General features: G+C 74.5%; 16 protein-coding genes. 6 read left to right on the top strand and 10 right to left on the bottom strand.

The annotated features are described in order from the left end of the window. The first annotated feature begins 30 nt into the window (after nucleotides 1-30). Nucleotides 31-930 carry an SDR family NAD(P)-dependent oxidoreductase gene (locus OHA72_RS32665; protein WP_326999875.1) on the top strand — a complete coding sequence of 300 codons (900 nt, stop codon included), beginning with the start codon at nucleotides 31-33 and terminating at the stop codon, nucleotides 928-930. 31 nt (nucleotides 931-961) lie between these two features. After that, nucleotides 962-1,099 (top strand): hypothetical protein, encoded by a 138-nt coding sequence (locus OHA72_RS32660; protein ID WP_326999874.1) that lies wholly within the window; start codon nucleotides 962-964, stop codon nucleotides 1,097-1,099. A gap of 177 nt (nucleotides 1,100-1,276) precedes the next feature. Here the strand turns inward: OHA72_RS32660 and OHA72_RS32655 are convergent, their stop codons facing one another. The 3 genes from OHA72_RS32655 to OHA72_RS32645 form a co-directional block, all read right to left on the bottom strand. Continuing rightward, complete coding sequence (locus OHA72_RS32655) at nucleotides 1,277-1,456, bottom strand: hypothetical protein (protein WP_326999873.1); 180 nt, start codon at nucleotides 1,454-1,456, stop codon at nucleotides 1,277-1,279. A 473-nt stretch (nucleotides 1,457-1,929) separates the two neighbouring features. Next, the gene (locus tag OHA72_RS32650; RefSeq protein WP_326999872.1) at nucleotides 1,930-2,673 is read right to left on the bottom strand and encodes a hypothetical protein; all 744 of its coding nucleotides are present in this window, start codon (nucleotides 2,671-2,673) and stop codon (nucleotides 1,930-1,932) included. Nucleotides 2,674-2,708: 35 nt separating this feature from the next. Continuing rightward, entirely contained in the window at nucleotides 2,709-3,035 is a 327-nt protein-coding gene (locus tag OHA72_RS32645; protein WP_326999871.1) for a hypothetical protein, read from the bottom strand. 81 nt (nucleotides 3,036-3,116) lie between these two features. Here OHA72_RS32645 and OHA72_RS32640 point away from each other — a divergent pair, with 81 nt between their 5' ends. The 3 genes from OHA72_RS32640 (at nucleotide 3,117) to OHA72_RS32630 (ending at nucleotide 5,582) form a co-directional block, all read left to right on the top strand. Further along, entirely contained in the window at nucleotides 3,117-3,836 is a 720-nt protein-coding gene (locus OHA72_RS32640) for a SanA/YdcF family protein (protein ID WP_326999870.1), read from the top strand. A gap of 68 nt (nucleotides 3,837-3,904) precedes the next feature. Next, nucleotides 3,905-4,423 (top strand): SigE family RNA polymerase sigma factor, encoded by a 519-nt coding sequence (locus tag OHA72_RS32635; protein WP_326999869.1) that lies wholly within the window; start codon nucleotides 3,905-3,907, stop codon nucleotides 4,421-4,423. 1 nt (nucleotide 4,424) lies between these two features. Continuing rightward, a complete protein-coding gene (locus tag OHA72_RS32630; RefSeq protein WP_326999868.1) occupies nucleotides 4,425-5,582 on the top strand; it encodes a hypothetical protein in 1,158 nt (385 codons plus the stop codon). Between the two features lie 65 nt (nucleotides 5,583-5,647). Here OHA72_RS32630 and OHA72_RS32625 read toward each other — a convergent pair whose 3' ends face one another. The 6 genes from OHA72_RS32625 to OHA72_RS32600 form a co-directional block, all read right to left on the bottom strand. After that, complete coding sequence (locus OHA72_RS32625) at nucleotides 5,648-6,763, bottom strand: hypothetical protein (protein WP_326999867.1); 1,116 nt, start codon at nucleotides 6,761-6,763, stop codon at nucleotides 5,648-5,650. Between the two features lie 177 nt (nucleotides 6,764-6,940). Further along, nucleotides 6,941-7,918 carry a hypothetical protein gene (locus tag OHA72_RS32620; protein WP_326999866.1) on the bottom strand — a complete coding sequence of 326 codons (978 nt, stop codon included), beginning with the start codon at nucleotides 7,916-7,918 and terminating at the stop codon, nucleotides 6,941-6,943. Then, entirely contained in the window at nucleotides 7,872-8,261 is a 390-nt protein-coding gene (locus OHA72_RS32615) for a hypothetical protein (RefSeq protein ID WP_326999865.1), read from the bottom strand. Before OHA72_RS32615 ends, OHA72_RS32620 begins: the two co-directional genes overlap by 47 nt. A 117-nt stretch (nucleotides 8,262-8,378) precedes the next feature. Beyond that, a complete protein-coding gene (locus OHA72_RS32610) occupies nucleotides 8,379-10,415 on the bottom strand; it encodes an MMPL family transporter (RefSeq protein ID WP_326999864.1) in 2,037 nt (678 codons plus the stop codon). Beyond that, nucleotides 10,412-10,693 carry a hypothetical protein gene (locus tag OHA72_RS32605; protein WP_326999863.1) on the bottom strand — a complete coding sequence of 94 codons (282 nt, stop codon included), beginning with the start codon at nucleotides 10,691-10,693 and terminating at the stop codon, nucleotides 10,412-10,414. The genes OHA72_RS32610 and OHA72_RS32605 overlap by 4 nt, the downstream gene beginning before the upstream one ends. Then, nucleotides 10,693-11,037, bottom strand: a complete 345-nt coding sequence (locus OHA72_RS32600) for an ArsR/SmtB family transcription factor (RefSeq protein ID WP_326999862.1) — start codon at nucleotides 11,035-11,037, stop codon at nucleotides 10,693-10,695. The genes OHA72_RS32605 and OHA72_RS32600 overlap by 1 nt, the downstream gene beginning before the upstream one ends. Nucleotides 11,038-11,161: 124 nt before the next feature. Between OHA72_RS32600 and OHA72_RS32595 the strand changes: the two genes are divergently transcribed. Then, nucleotides 11,162-12,721, top strand: coding sequence for an ankyrin repeat domain-containing protein (locus tag OHA72_RS32595; protein WP_326999861.1), 1,560 nt, complete (start codon nucleotides 11,162-11,164; stop codon nucleotides 12,719-12,721). Here OHA72_RS32595 and OHA72_RS32590 read toward each other — a convergent pair. Next, nucleotides 12,685-13,929, bottom strand: a complete 1,245-nt coding sequence (locus tag OHA72_RS32590; protein WP_327011718.1) for an ROK family protein — start codon at nucleotides 13,927-13,929, stop codon at nucleotides 12,685-12,687. The genes OHA72_RS32595 and OHA72_RS32590 overlap by 37 nt on opposite strands. Nucleotides 13,930-14,001: the final 72 nt, after the last annotated feature.

Genomic DNA, 14,001 nt, shown 5'->3' with positions numbered 1-14,001 from the left:
TCCATTCATCCAGGTGTACGATTCACTCCTGTGAACGATTCGTCGAAGGGGGCGGTGATGTCCGGCAACCACGGCAGGACTGCGCTCGTCACCGGCGGCACGGGCGGGATCGGCGCCGAGGTCGCGGCCAAGCTGCGGGCGGCCGGGCTCACCGTGTTCGTCACCGGCCGCGACGCCACCCGCGGGGAAGCCGTCGCGGCCGTGCTCGGCGCGACGTTCCTGTCCGCCGAGCACGGCACGGTCCACGGCAACCTCGCCCTGGCCGGCCTCCTGCGCCACCGCGTCACGCACCTCGACGTCCTGGTCAACAACGTCGGCGGCGCCGCCTGGCCGGACCGCACCGTCACGGACGAGGGCCACGAGGCCGTCCTCACGCTGAACTACCTCGGCCCGGTCGCGTTGACCCACGCCCTGCTGCCCGCCCTGTCCCCCGGCGCGACGGTGGTCCAGGTGGTGTCGAGCGCGTTCACGATGCACACCGGCGACCCGTTCCAGGAGCCGGCCGCCTACACCGCGATCCGCGCCTACGCCCGCGCCAAGCAGCTCAGCCTCCTCGCCGCCATGAGCCTGGCCCGCCGCCTGGACGGTCGCGCCGTCCACGTGAACGCCGTGAACCCCGGGATGGCCTGGACCCCGGGCGTGCAGGCGCTCACCCCGCGGGCCGTGCCCGCCTGGCGCTACATCTGGCCCCTGGTGCGCGCCGTCCAGCGCCGGGCGTCGCCGGAGAAGGCGGCCAGGGTCCCGGCGACTCTCGCCCTCACCCCGGACGGCACCGGCAGGTTCCACGAGAGCAACGGCGCCGCCAAGCAGCTCCCGCCACGCCTGCGCGACCCCGCGCTGCAGGACCGCGCCTGGCAGTTCGCCGCGGACCTCGCCGCAGACCTTGCCGCACAGCCGCCGGCCGCCGTCCGGCGCGCCGCGGCCGACTGACCCGGCTCGCCGGGACTGCCATCATGCTGAGGTGACGGTCCAACGGTCCGGGTCATTGCGGAAGTTCTGGCCCTTCACGGCGCTCAACGTGGTCGCCCTCAACGTGGTCGCGCTCGCCCTCGTCGCGTCGACGGAGCCCGGCTGTCACCGGCGGACCTGGCCAAGGTAAGCAACGACGCACGCACGACGCTGGTCCAGGCACTCTCAGCGACGTCGACCTGACCGGCGTCCGGCTCACCGGCGCCCGCGCCGACGCCTTCACCACGTGGCCCGCCGGCTTCGACTGGGCGGCCGCGGCTCAGGATGGACCCGGGCGACGGCGGAGCATCCTGAGCCGCGGCGTCGACTACCCGTTGCGCGGGGCGCCGGCGCGGCGCAGGGCCACCGCCTGGCTGACCGCGAACGCGGCGACCTCGGCCGACACCGCGGCCAGCAGCAGCGCGAACGCATCACGGGGCGGCTCGCCGCCAAGGCCGCGATCGCGCCCGCCGCCACGACGTTGGCGACGAGGACGCCAGCCAGCCACGGGCGCACCACGGCCCGGCCGGCGGCACGCCACAGGGCGGCAGCCCATCCGGCCGTGCCGGCCGCCACCGCGACCATCACCCACACCGGCGCCCCGAACAGCCCGGCAAGGGGCCCGGCGAAGACGACCACGAGCACCGCGGCCACGGCGCAGTAGGCGGCGTCCAGCCGCAGCGACACCCGTCCTACCCGATGCGTGTCCATGCCGTCACAGTACCGGCGCCATGGCAGGCGCACGGCGGGCCACCAGGCGTCCCGGTCCGCAGCATCGGCCTCCTCGGCGGCCGTCGGCCTCGGCCACCGCCGCCGCGCGGCCCGGCCGGCGTCGTCGATGGGTGGTCGAGTTGCGGCAGGTCGGCGGAGTCGATGCCGGGCACCGTCCCGGCTGCACGACCTTGTCCAGGTTGGCGGGCATCACCGCACTGCGGCGAGCCTGCGACGCGGTCGCGTGCCGGTGCGCGAGGGGAGGCCCGGTCAGGCCCGTGCGGCGGCGATCGGGCGCAGCGCCCGGCGGCGGACGTCGGTGCCGCGGTCCCAGACCAGCTCGTCGAAGTCCTGGCCGTGCGTGGTGACGCCCTCGGCGCGCAGCTCCCGCCGTGCGGCCCGGGCGGCGGACACCCGGTGCCGGTAGTCGTTGAAGACCTGCACCTCGCCGTCCGGGTACTCCAGCTCGGTGTAGTCCATGCCGCGGTGCGCGTGGCAGCCCAGCTCGTGCACGCCCGGCGCGTAGTCGCGCAGGTCGGGTGCGGACGCGGCGAACATCAGCAGCCCTCCCACCCGGTCGATGCGCGGCCGCGGCGCTCCCGTCGGGATGACCGGCAGCGGCCGTGGCAGCCCCGGCGGCCGCTCGTCCCACGGGATCCGTTGCGCCACCACCGGGTCCAGGCCGTGGGTCTGCCACCGCACGGTGCCTTCGGGCGCGGTCCGCAGCGGCAGCTGGCGCCGCAGCGCCCGCGCCGCGCCGCCGCTCAGCGCGGTGAGGTCCGACGGCACGAGCACGATCGGGTCGCCGGGGCGGCCGTCGAACGGGTTCGGGTCGATGTGCGGGCGGTCGATGAGGACCAGGGTGCCGGGGCGGCGCTGGTACGCCAGCCCCCACAGCAGCCGGCCGAGCAGCCGGGCGCCCCGCCAGTCGCCGAGGATGTGCCACGTGCCGTGGTAGAAGTTGGTGCTGAAGCGGCAGTCGGTGTCCGGCCGCAACGTGATGACGGTGAACATGCGCCCGTCACACCACACCGCCCTGCGGTGCAGCTTCATGCGGTCCCCGACGTGACCGGCACCCGCCGGCCGCTGATGACGATGCACCGTCCACCTCCGGCACACAGTGCAGCACCGAAACCGGCCACGGACAACGGATTTCCGCGCTGACGGCGCCCCGTGAACGGGTCCTCCGGCAGGAAGCAGCCGTAGTCCTGCAACGGCATCGGCTCGTCGAGCACGACCTCCTGGATGAGGCCGGCGGGCGACAGGCCGTCGGCCCGGTCGGTGACCCGGGCACCCGGCAGGGGCGCACCGCGACCGACATGCGGCTCCCGCGGGTCAGCGCCGTACGACCCGCCGTCCGGCCGCGAGCACCTCACCGAACGGTTCTGACCCGGCAGCGCCGGACGTGGTGAGCTCGTGCGGGCCGCACGCTTGACGGGCCCTGTCAGGCTGAGGGGATGCCGGACGAGGAGCCCGAGGAGGTGCCCGCCCCTGCGCCGCGGAAACGCCGATGGCCGCGGGTGGTGCGCCGCCTGGCGCTGGTCACCGCCGCCGGGGTGCTGGCCGTCCTCCTGCTGATCACGGGCAGCGTGCTCTGGGTGCGCTCCGGCGCCGACGGTCACCTCTTCACCGAGCAGACCGTGCCCGTGGCGCCGGTCGCGCTGGTCCTGGGTGCGCAGGTGTACTCCGACGGCGTGCCGTCGCCGTTCCTGGAGGCCCGCCTCGACCTGGCCCGCCGGCTCCTCGAGTCGGGCAAGGTGAAGGTGCTGCTGGTCTCCGGCGACAACATGCACCACGACTACGACGAGCCGACCGCGATGCGGGCCTGGCTCATGGCGCACGGCGTGCCGGAGCGGAAGATCGTGCGCGACTACGCCGGCTTCGACACCTACGACTCGTGCGCGCGGGCGAAACGGGTCTTCGGCGTCACGCAGGTGACCGTGGTGACGCAGTCCTACCACATCGCCCGCGCCGTCATGCTCTGCCGCCACATCGGCCTGGAGGCGGCGGGCGTCGGCGACGACTCCGTCAGCCGGTTCAAGGGCCCGTGGCGCAGCAATGCCAGGCGCGAGTACCCCGCCTGCGTCAAGGTCGTGTACGACGTGGCGTCCGGCCGTGACCCGGTCTACCTCGGGCAGCACGAGACCGGCGTCGAGGACGCGCTGCGCGAGGGCTGAAAACTTCTTCTCAACCTGCGCCGGTCCCGCCCCCGTCGGATGGGTGAAGGCGACAGGGAGGAGCCCGGATGCGCAGTGACAGCGAAGCCGACTACACGACCTACGTGTCGGCGCGGCTGACAGCGCTCCATCGCGCCGCGTACCTGCTGTGCGGCGGTGACAAGGACCGTGCCGACGACGTCGTGCAGGTCACCATCACGAAGCTGTACCGGAGTTGGAGGAGGGCGAGCCGCGCCGACAACGTCGACGCGTACGTGCACCGGATGCTCGTGCGCACCTACATCGACGAGCGGCGGCGGCTCTGGTCCCTGGTGCAACTGTTCCCGCACACCGAGGACGGCCTGACCGGCGTCGACGAGCCGTACGGCGCCGTCGACGACCGGGGCGTCGTGGTCGCGGCGCTGCGCAGGCTGCCGCCGCGGCAGCGGGCCGTGCTGGTGCTGCGGTTCCTGCTCGACCGGCCGGTCGAGGAGGTCGCCGAGACCCTCGGCTGCTCCGTAGGCACCGTCAAGAGCCAGTCCTCCAGGGGCCTCGCCGTGCTGCGGGCCGCGCTCCTGGATCACCCGAAGACGATTGGAATGCGCTGACATGCATGAGGACGAGCACCTCAGGGACCTGATGCTGGCCGTCGACGTGCCACCGACGACCGCCGACATCGGGCTGGCCATCGCGACCGGCCGCCGGCAGGCCCGGCGCGGCTCGATCGTGGCGGGCGCGGCGGCCGCCCTGGTCGTCGCCGCCGGCACCACCTACGCGCTCGGCGTCACCGCGCCGGGCGGCGGCGACCGCGGGGTCCAGGCCGGGCCGCCGACGGACGCGTCGTACGCCGACTGCACCGTTGACGTGCTCGACGTCACCGGGCCTGCTGGGAGTCCCGCCGTCGACCCGGCGGGGCGCACGGTCGTCGGCACGGTCGGCGGCGTCGTGGTCCGCTTCGACGACGGCCGTGCGGTGCCCTATCCGGGCGCGACCGGCGAGGTCGTGGCGGTCAACGACGCCGGTGTGATCGCCGGGTACGACGAGGTCGACCAGGCCAGCCACATGCTCGCCTGGACGTACCGGAACGGCACGAAGACGATGCTGGCGAAGCTGCCCGGGTACGACTACACGTTCCCGACCGCGGTGAACGCCCGCGGGGACGTGGTCGGCGGCGCGATGGGCGAGGCCAACGACGACACGGTCCCGGTCCTGTGGCCGGCCGACCAGCCCGGCAAGGTCCGCGCGCTCGCCATGCCCGCCGGCTACGGCCACCCGAACACCGGTGGCTCGCAGGCCGTCGGATTGACCGACGACGGCGTCGTGGTCGGCAACGTGCACGGCGCGCCGGTCCGCTGGTCCCCCGACGGGACGCCGTCGCTGCTGCCGACGCCACCCGGCCACGAGTACGCGACGGTGATGGTGCTGCGCGGCGGGATCGTGTACGGAATGGCCGCCGTCATCGGGGAGAACCGGGTCGTCGCGCTGCGCTGGGACATGGGCATCGACCTGGTGACCGTGCTCGTAGGGGTCCCCTACGACGTCACCGACGGCACCCCCGGCGGCTGGATGATCACCACGGGCGGCGACTACAACCAGCCGACCAGGGTCACCCCGCAGCGCACCGTGGAGCGGCTGCCGCTGCCGCCCGGCGTGCTGCTGCCCCCGAACGGCCCGGGTGCCGTCGCGACCACCATCAGCGACGACGGCCGGACGATCACCGGCGCCACCGCGGCCGACGACCGGCGACCGCTGGTCTGGCACTGCTGAACACCCATGATCGTGGCCCCGGCGTCGTCCGCCGCCGGGGGCACCCGTTCGTCGCGCCGTCGCCGTCAGAACGGGCGGCGGTGCAGCACGGCGCCGGTGAGGGCGTCGTACCCGTATTCGACCCGCTCGCGGGCCGGGTCCTGGTCGATGCCGCTGACGTCGATGCGCAGGACGCCGTCGCGGACGCGGTCGTCGGTGACGACGGTGCGCCAGCGCACGCCGCCGCGCAGGACCTCGACCCGGCCGGTGTAGTCGCCGGTGACCGACGTGATGCTGTACGCCGGGCCGTACGCCGGGATCACGTCGAGCCCGCCGTCGGCGCGGATGGCGGTGGTGAGGACGCGGGTGCCGGCGGCGTCGCAGATCGGGGCCGGCTGGCCGGCGAAGAACCTGGTCCGCCCCTGCCCGGTGACGTCCTGGCCGTTGTAGAACGTGCGGCCCCGCGCGTCGACCCAGAAGTGCGGCACCGTGGCCGGGGTGGCGCGGGTCGTCGCGCCCGGGTAGTACGACAGGTGCCAGTGCGGCGGGTTGTCGCGGTGCAGCGGGTTGTTGGTCTCGAAGCCTTCCAGGGCGAAGAAGTGCCCGCGCCGGCGCGCCTCGGCGGCGGCGCCGCTGTCGCGCAGGACCGCGTCGCAGGCAGCCAGGTAGGACGCCACGGCGCGCGCCTCGCCGGCCGGCCAGGCGCCGGCCTCCCAGGGGCCGGCCGCACGGTCCGGGTCGTTGTGGGCGACCAGCCACAGGATGCCGCTGCCCGCGCCGGACAGTTCGCTCCACACCTGGATCGTCGGTGAGTCCGCGACCGGCGCGGCGGCCAGCACCGCGAGGTCGACAGTGACCGTGGTCGCGTCGCCGGAGCGGTCGGTGATCGGCAGCCGGCGGTCGCCGGCGATCACGGCCCGGACCGGCTGCCCGGGCCAGCGGACGGCCACCGGGACGGCGCCGCTCGCCGGGCCCCGCACGAACGCGGTGAACTCGGCGCGGCTGGCCACCTGGTACTGCGGCCCGGCGAGCAGCGAGTACCCGGCCGGCACGGTGAGCTCGGGTCGTCCCGGCGGGCCGGCGGTCGCCCGGACGACCCTGATCGCCGCGACCGCCTCCGCGACGGCGCCGGCCGGACGGGCGTGGGTGAGCGTGAACGCGCCGGCGGCGAGGCCGAGCAGCACGGTTCGACGGGTGCGCATCAGGCGTCCTCACTCGGTCCACCGGCGCGCACTGGAATCAGATGATCACGGGCCGTGACGGTGAGCGTATCGTGCGCGGCGGGCGCGGCGGCGGCGCATCGACGCGGTTGACCATGCGGACAGCCGCGGCCGGCGGCCGTCGTGATGGTGACGCACCGGCGGTGCTGACCGCCGGGGTCATTCCGCGTCGATCGAGATCTGGACCGCCACGAGGGCGCCGGCCGCGTCGAGCTCCGCATGGACGGCGAAGAAGCCGTCGCCGACGGAGGTCATGGCGAACATGACGTCCGCGCCGCCGACGTGGATCGTGGCGGCCTCGTGCTCGGCGGCGCGGACGCCGGCCATGACCTGCCAGTGGTGGGAGTGCGGCCGGAAGTCGAAGTTGAATCTCGGGCCGGCCGGGTCGCCGCGGCGGCGCTCCAGGTCCAGGGCGCGGGCGTACGCGTCGCCGACCGGCAGGTCGACCCAGCCGTAACCGTCCCGCCCCACCCGCGGCGCGCCGAGCTCGTCCGCGAGCGTGGCCTCGTCGCGGCCCCAGAACACGACGTCGGCGAGGTCGTCGATCGGCAGGTCGTGGACCCACGCGTTGAGCGCGTCGGCGTCGGCGAACACGAACCTGGCGTTGTCGACGCCGATGCCGGCGAGCTCGCGGCGGTGCGTCACCGGTCCGGCGCCGGCCTCGATCCGGATGTGCCGCCATCCGTACCCGTCGCCGGGCTCGGCGGTCACCCGCAGCGGGCGATCGGCTGGCACGCCGCCGACGACGGCGACCGGCACGCCGCTGACGATGAAGCCCGGGTCGCCTGCGGCGGACGCGCGGCGGGCCCGGTCGCGGTGCGGCACCTGGGCGGCGAACGGCCGCAGGCGGGCGTCGTGGCCGTGCTCGCGGCAGTGCGCGGCGAACGCTTCGGCGAACTCGGCGGCGGAGTGCTGCGGGATGTCATAGACGGTGCGGCCCCACTGCCGGTCGAACGACCGCGCGGCGGCCTCGGCGTCGGCGCCGACGATCTCGAAGTCGGCGCCCGGCGGGATGCCCTCGTCGCGGTCCTGCTCCGGTGGCCGGTCACCGGACCACAGGCGCAGGTAGCCGCCGTCCATGAGCACCAGCTCACCCGAGGGGCAGGTGATCTCCCCCAGCTCCACCGTCGCGGTCATGAGCGGAGAGCATAATGCCGGGCCTCACCGGGCCCATGCCGAGCAGCGCGGCGGTCGTCGGGCACGCCGTGGAGCCGCACTCGCGTGGGTGCACGCGGTAGGTGGCGTAGTCGATCGGCACGACGGTGACGGCGAGGGGCCGCAGGGGGCCGCGCGCCCAATACCGCTCGGTGCTGACGACCCGCCGCTGTGCGCGCTCCAGGCTGGGCGTGAACTGGGTCAGGTCGTGGCACACCAGCACCGGCCCGTAGCCGGGCCAGTCGAGGCGCACCGCGAAGCCGTCGCCGCATGCGGGGCGCCGCAGCAGCATGCGGATGACGTCGGTGAGGTCCTTGCGAGGCATCGGCACCACCCTTCCCAACCACCAACGACCTACACCCGCGAACGTTCTTTCGAACATATGTACGAACCTAGCACAGCGAACACGTCGCGGCACCGGGTCCGGCACCGCGACGTGGTCTCAGCCGGCCAGGTCGGCCGTCACCCGGGCGGGTGGTGGTGCGGCCGGCCGCACGGCGTGCCGGCTCGGCCACCACAGCCTCGGTCCGACGTCGATCGCCAGTGCCGGCACCAGCAGCGTGCGCACCACGAAGGTGTCCAGCAGCACCCCGACCGCGACGATCACGCCCATCTGGATCGCCGCGACGAACGGCAGCACCACCAGCACGCCGAACGTGCCGGCCAGGACCAGCCCCGCGCTGGTGATGACGCCGCCGGTGGTGGTGAGCGCGGCGAGCATCCCGTCGCGGTTGCCGCGGGTCACGACCTCCTCCCGGGCCCTGGTCATCAGGAAGATGGTGTAGTCCACGCCGAGGGTCACCAGGAACAGCCAGGCGTACAGCGGCATCCCCTGCACGATGTGCGGATGGCCGATCGCGGTGAAGATGAGGCCCGACAGGCCCATCGCCGCCACGTAGGACACCGCCACGCTCGCGGCCAAGAGCAGCGGCGCCACGACCGCCCGCAGCAGCAGGACCAGCACGACGAACACCACGGCCAGGATGAGCGGCATGACGACCGCGTTGTCGCGCTCCGAGGCCCGCCCGACGTCCACGAGCGTCGCGGTCTGCCCGCCGACGACGGCGTCCGCGCCGGGCACCGCGTGCACCGCGGCCCGCAGCCGGTCGATCGTCGCCATCGCCGCGCCGGAGTCCGGCGGGTCGGTGAGCGTCGCGGCGATGCGCACCCAGCGTCCGTCCACGGAGCGGGCCGTCGAGGTCGCGTCCGCCACCCCGTCGACGCCCTTCGCCGCCGCCACCACGCCGTCCACAGTGGACGCCACCGCGACGATGACCGCCGGGGACGTGGCCCCGCCGGAGTAGTGCCGCTCGACGAGCTGCTGCCCGACGACCGAGCCGACCTCGCTGGTGTACATCTGCGACGTGTTCTGCCCCAGCCGCAGCCCGAACACGCCCAGGCCGAGCAGGACCAGCACGGCGGCGGTGACCGTCCACAATGCACGGGGGCGGCGGCCGACGAGGTCGGCGACCCGGTGCCAGCCGTTGCGGCGCACCGCGATCGCGGTGCCGAAGCGCGGCACGAACGGCCAGAAGACCCAGCGGCCCAGCAGCACCAGCAGTGCCGGCAGCAGCGTCGTCATCACCGCGAGGGACACGATGATGCCGGTCGCGGCGATCGGCCCGAAGCTGCGCATGTCGTTCATCTGCGCGGCCAGCAGGCACAGCACGCCGATCGTCACGGTCGCCGCCGAGGCGAGGATCGCCGGGAAGGACCTGCGCACCGCGACCGACATCGCCGTCGTGCGGTCCGGGTGGCGGTGCAGCTCCTCCCGGTACCGCGCGATGAGCAGCAGCGCATAGTCGGTGCCCGCGCCGAACACCAGCACCGTCATCATCGTGGTGAGGTCGGCGGTCACCGTCACGTCCAGGTGCCTGCCCATGAGGTAGACGATCGCGGAGGTGAACTGGCTCGCCGCCACCGCCGACAGCAGCGGGATGATCCACAACACCGGGCTGCGGTACGTGAGCAGCAGGAGCACCGCCACGATGCCGGCCGCCGCCAGGAACAGCGTGGTGTCCACGCCCTCGCCGATCTCGTCCAAGTCGGCCAGCGCGCCGGCCTCACCGGTGACCGCGGCGCGCAGCCCGGGCGGTGCATCCGCGACCGCCGACTTGATCTGCTTGACGGCCTCCTTGTCCGCGACCGGGAACGCCAGCATCAGTGCCTGCCCGTCCCGGCTCGCCGTCACCGGCCCGACCACGTGCCCGGCCGCCTCGAACACAGCCCGGTCGGCGTCCACAGTGGAACGGTCGGCGTCGGTGATCCCACCGTCGCGGGCGTAGACGACCACCGCCACCGGGGTGTCCGTGCCGGGGAACGCCTCGCGCTCCCGCAGCAGCTCCCGGGTCGTCTCGGCGCTGTGCGGCAGCACCAGCGCCTGGTCGGTCGAGGTGACGTCGCCGATCCTGCCGGCGAGGGGCAGCAGCAGGAAGCCGGCGACGAGCCACAGCCCGAGGACGGCGACCGCGCGTCTCATTCGACGGTCCGCAGGATCGTCTCGATCGACGCCGTGCGGGTGCGCAGGTCCGCGACGTCGGTCGCGATGCGCTTCTGGGCGTCCATCGTGTTCTCGGCCAGCTGCTCGTAACGGTGGACCAGCTGGCGCAGGTCGTCCTGCTGCTGCCCGGCGACCTTCAGCTTGCGGTACTCCAACCAGCTGGCGATGGTGAATCCGAACAGGAACAGTGCGGCCACCAGGAGGCCGAGGAAGGCCGTGATCTCGGGCCAGGTGATCTCTTCCGCGCTCAGATACATCAGGATCGCTCCTTTCGTGCGGGACCCTTGTCGGGGTCGGTGAGGGTTTCGGCCGCCGCGGCGAGGGTCGTGGCGGTCAGGTGCAGGTCGAAGTCCGCGACCTCGTAGTACTTCATCGCCTTGCCGTCCTCGGAGAGCTCCAGGCTGCCGACGATCAGACCGGCGGCCTCGAGACGCTGGAGATGCATGTGCAGCAGGGGTCGGCTCACGCCGATCTCCCGGGCGAGTCGGCTCACGTAGTCACGGCCGCCGGCAAGCTTCGCGACGATGCGCAGTCGCAGCGGGTTGGAGAGCGCTGCCAGCATCTCGACCAGGTCGTCGCCGGTTGGCGGACTCACCGTCATGATGCTCCTTCACATGTAAGAACTTTCTTACATGTGAAAAGCTAGCACCCAGGTTCTCGCCTCCGCGTCAGGGTTTCTCCCGGACCTCACCCTGGGGATCGCCAGGGATCGCTAAGGTGCGCCGATGGGTTGGCGATTCCGCGGGCTGTACACCGTCGCGACCGCCGCGGCACGCCGCCGCCTCACCCGCGACGAGATCGTCGCCGGCACCTGGGCGCACATCACCCCTGCCGACGCCCCCGGCGCGTCGCTGCCCCGGGCCGGGCTGCTGGTCGTGCACGGCTTCGGGCCGCCGTCGTCGCACGCGCACGCGCCGTGGGACGCGTTCTGGCCCCGGACCTGGCTGACGCCCCTGCCGTCACCGGCCGGCCTCCTCGATCTCCTTGATCAGGAGCACCGCCCGCCGGCGCAGCTCATCGGCTGGATGCACGGGTTCGCCCACGACACGGGGCTGCCGATCGCGCTGTACCAGTGCGAAATGAGCGGCGGGCTCGACCTGGAGATCGCGCTCGTCGCCGACCCCGGCGGCGACACCCTCACCATGCGCGAGGACCGCGGCACCCGGCAGTGGCGCGACGGCCACCGGGAACGGGCCCGCCACGACCCGCTGCAGACCATGCTGCGCGCGCTGTGGGCCCGGCCGGACGGCTGGGTGTTCCCGCCGCACGAACGGCCGATGCGCAACCCGCTGCGACCCCCGGCCGCCGTCCTGCGCCGCACCAGCCTGCACGCCGCCGCCCGCGACGGCGACGGCGACGCTGTCAGGAACCTGCTGGCCCGCGGCGCCGACGTCGCCGGCTACCGGTGGGGCCTGCTGGAGGCCGCGGCCGCCGGTGGGAGCGCCGACGCCGTCGGCCGCCTGGCCGCGCTCGGCGCCACCGGCCGCGACGCCCTGGCACACGCCGCCGACGCCGACTGCGCCGCGGAGCTCGTCGAGGCCGGCACCGACCTCGGTGACGCCTTGTGCGGTGTCGTTCGGCGGGGGTACGGCGGTGCCGCCCGCCAGCTGCTCGCCCTCGGCGCGACCGCTGACGCGCACCGGTTGTGGCTGTCGGCGGCGAAGGGCGGCATCGACTGGCTCATCTCGCGCGGCCTCGCCGCCGGGATCGACGTCGACGCCCGCGCCAACCATCCCGGCCTGTGGCGGTTCCCGGACGGCTGGTCGGCGATCGAGTGGGCCGCCGGCGCCGGGCACGCCCCGATCGTCGACCGCCTGCTGGACGCCGGCGCCACCCTCACCCCGGTCGCCGTCGCCGCCGCCGCGCGCCGGGGACGGGTGGTGGCGTTGCGGACCCTCCTCGACCGCGGCGGCGACCCGGACGCGACCGACGACCGTGGCGAGCCGGCCCTGCCCCTCGCCGCGTCCGCCGGCCACCGCGACACGGTGGCGATGCTCCTGGACGCCGGCGCCCGCGCCGAGGCGCCGCGTGGCGGGTCCGCCCTGCACGCCGCGTGCCACTCCGGCCGGCCCGACGTGGTGGAGCTGCTGCTGGACGCCGCACCCGGCCTGATCGACGCGGTCACGGAGTACGGCATGACCCCGCTGTGGGCGGCCGTCGGCCGTGGCTCGCAGGCGGTCGTGGACCTGCTGCTGGCGCGTGGCGCGGATCCTTCGCTCGACCCCGGGAACGGCTTCACCCTGCGGTCCTACGCCGACCGCCGCGGCGTCCGCCTGCCCGGCTGACCGGCCCGCGCCGTCCTGCTCGGGCCCGGCCGTGGCGGCGTCAGGGGTGGGCGCGCCGGGCTCGGTGCCGGCCCGCCGGTCGGCGTGCCCGCCGCGCACGACCACAGCTCGATGTCGGCGGGGTTGCCCATCAGCGGCCGGTACCCGGCCACAGCTCGCCGCGCCGCGGATCGCACGACGGCGTCGCCGCCGCTTTCGGCTGTCCTCAGACGGCGAGCGCCTGCTCGGTCAGCACGAGGGCCATCGCGCTCTCCGCGGCGCCGATCGCCGGGCCGCTGGAGCCGAGCGCCGCAGGAAGGACCGGTGGCAGGTCGTCGCGGCGCCACGCCATCGCGCCGCGGCGGACCCCGGCGTGCAGTGCCGCGCCCGCGACCGACAGCAGGTCCGCGCCCAGACCGCCGAGGGTGACCACGGCCGGGTCGACGGCGTTGAGCAGCGCGCCGACGCCACGCCCGAGCGCCGTCGCGGTCGCCCGGCACGCCGCGGCGGCGTCCGCGTCGCCGGCGAGGGCCGTGGCGATGGTCCGTTCGGCGTACGCCCGCGGGTCCGCCGGGTGCGCCGCCCGCGTGCCGCGCCATCGCCCGCCCGTCGACCTCCAGATCCCAGCAGCCCCACGCGCCGCACGGGCAGCGCCGGCCCTGGTCGCCGAACGGCAGGTGCCCGAACTCGCCACCCGCGCCCGCCGCGCCGAGCAACGGCCGGCCGTCGACGATGAGGACCCCGCCGACACCGACCTCGACCGTCAGGTGCAGCGCCACGCTCGCGTCGCGGGCCGCACCCCGCAGCGCCTCTGCCACACCGGCCAGGGACGCGTCGTTGCCGACGGCCAGCGGCAGGTCGGTCAGCTCGCGCAGGTCGACGCCCCGCCAGCCCAGGTTCGTCGCCTCGACCAGTGTGTGACCGTGCACGGTGCCGGGGATGGCGACCCCCACCGCACGCAGCCGCGGTCCGTGCAGTTCGGCGAGCGCATCGCGTACCGACGCAAGCACCGCAACGGCAGGCAACCCGAGGTGCCGGTGGACGTGGGCCGGCGCGAGTGTGCCACCGATCGCCGCGGTCGTCACCGTCCAGGTCGCGTGACTGATGTCGACCACGGCGACGAGCGGCCCGTCCGGGTGGGGCACCAGCGCCGCGGTCGGCCTGCCCCGGCCACCGGTCTGCGGCGCCGGCGCCTCCGCGAGCAGCCGGGCCTCACGCAACCGGCCCATGATGCCTGCCGCCGAGCCGCTGCTCAGCCCGAGCCGCGCCGCCGCCTCGGCCCGGGTGATCCCCGGAAACCG

The organism is Dactylosporangium sp. NBC_01737, assembly GCF_035963215.1.
GTDB lineage: Bacteria > Actinomycetota > Actinomycetes > Mycobacteriales > Micromonosporaceae > Dactylosporangium.
The sequence above is the reverse complement of the archived record's forward strand: the minus strand, read 5'-3'. Positions and strand labels throughout refer to the sequence as shown.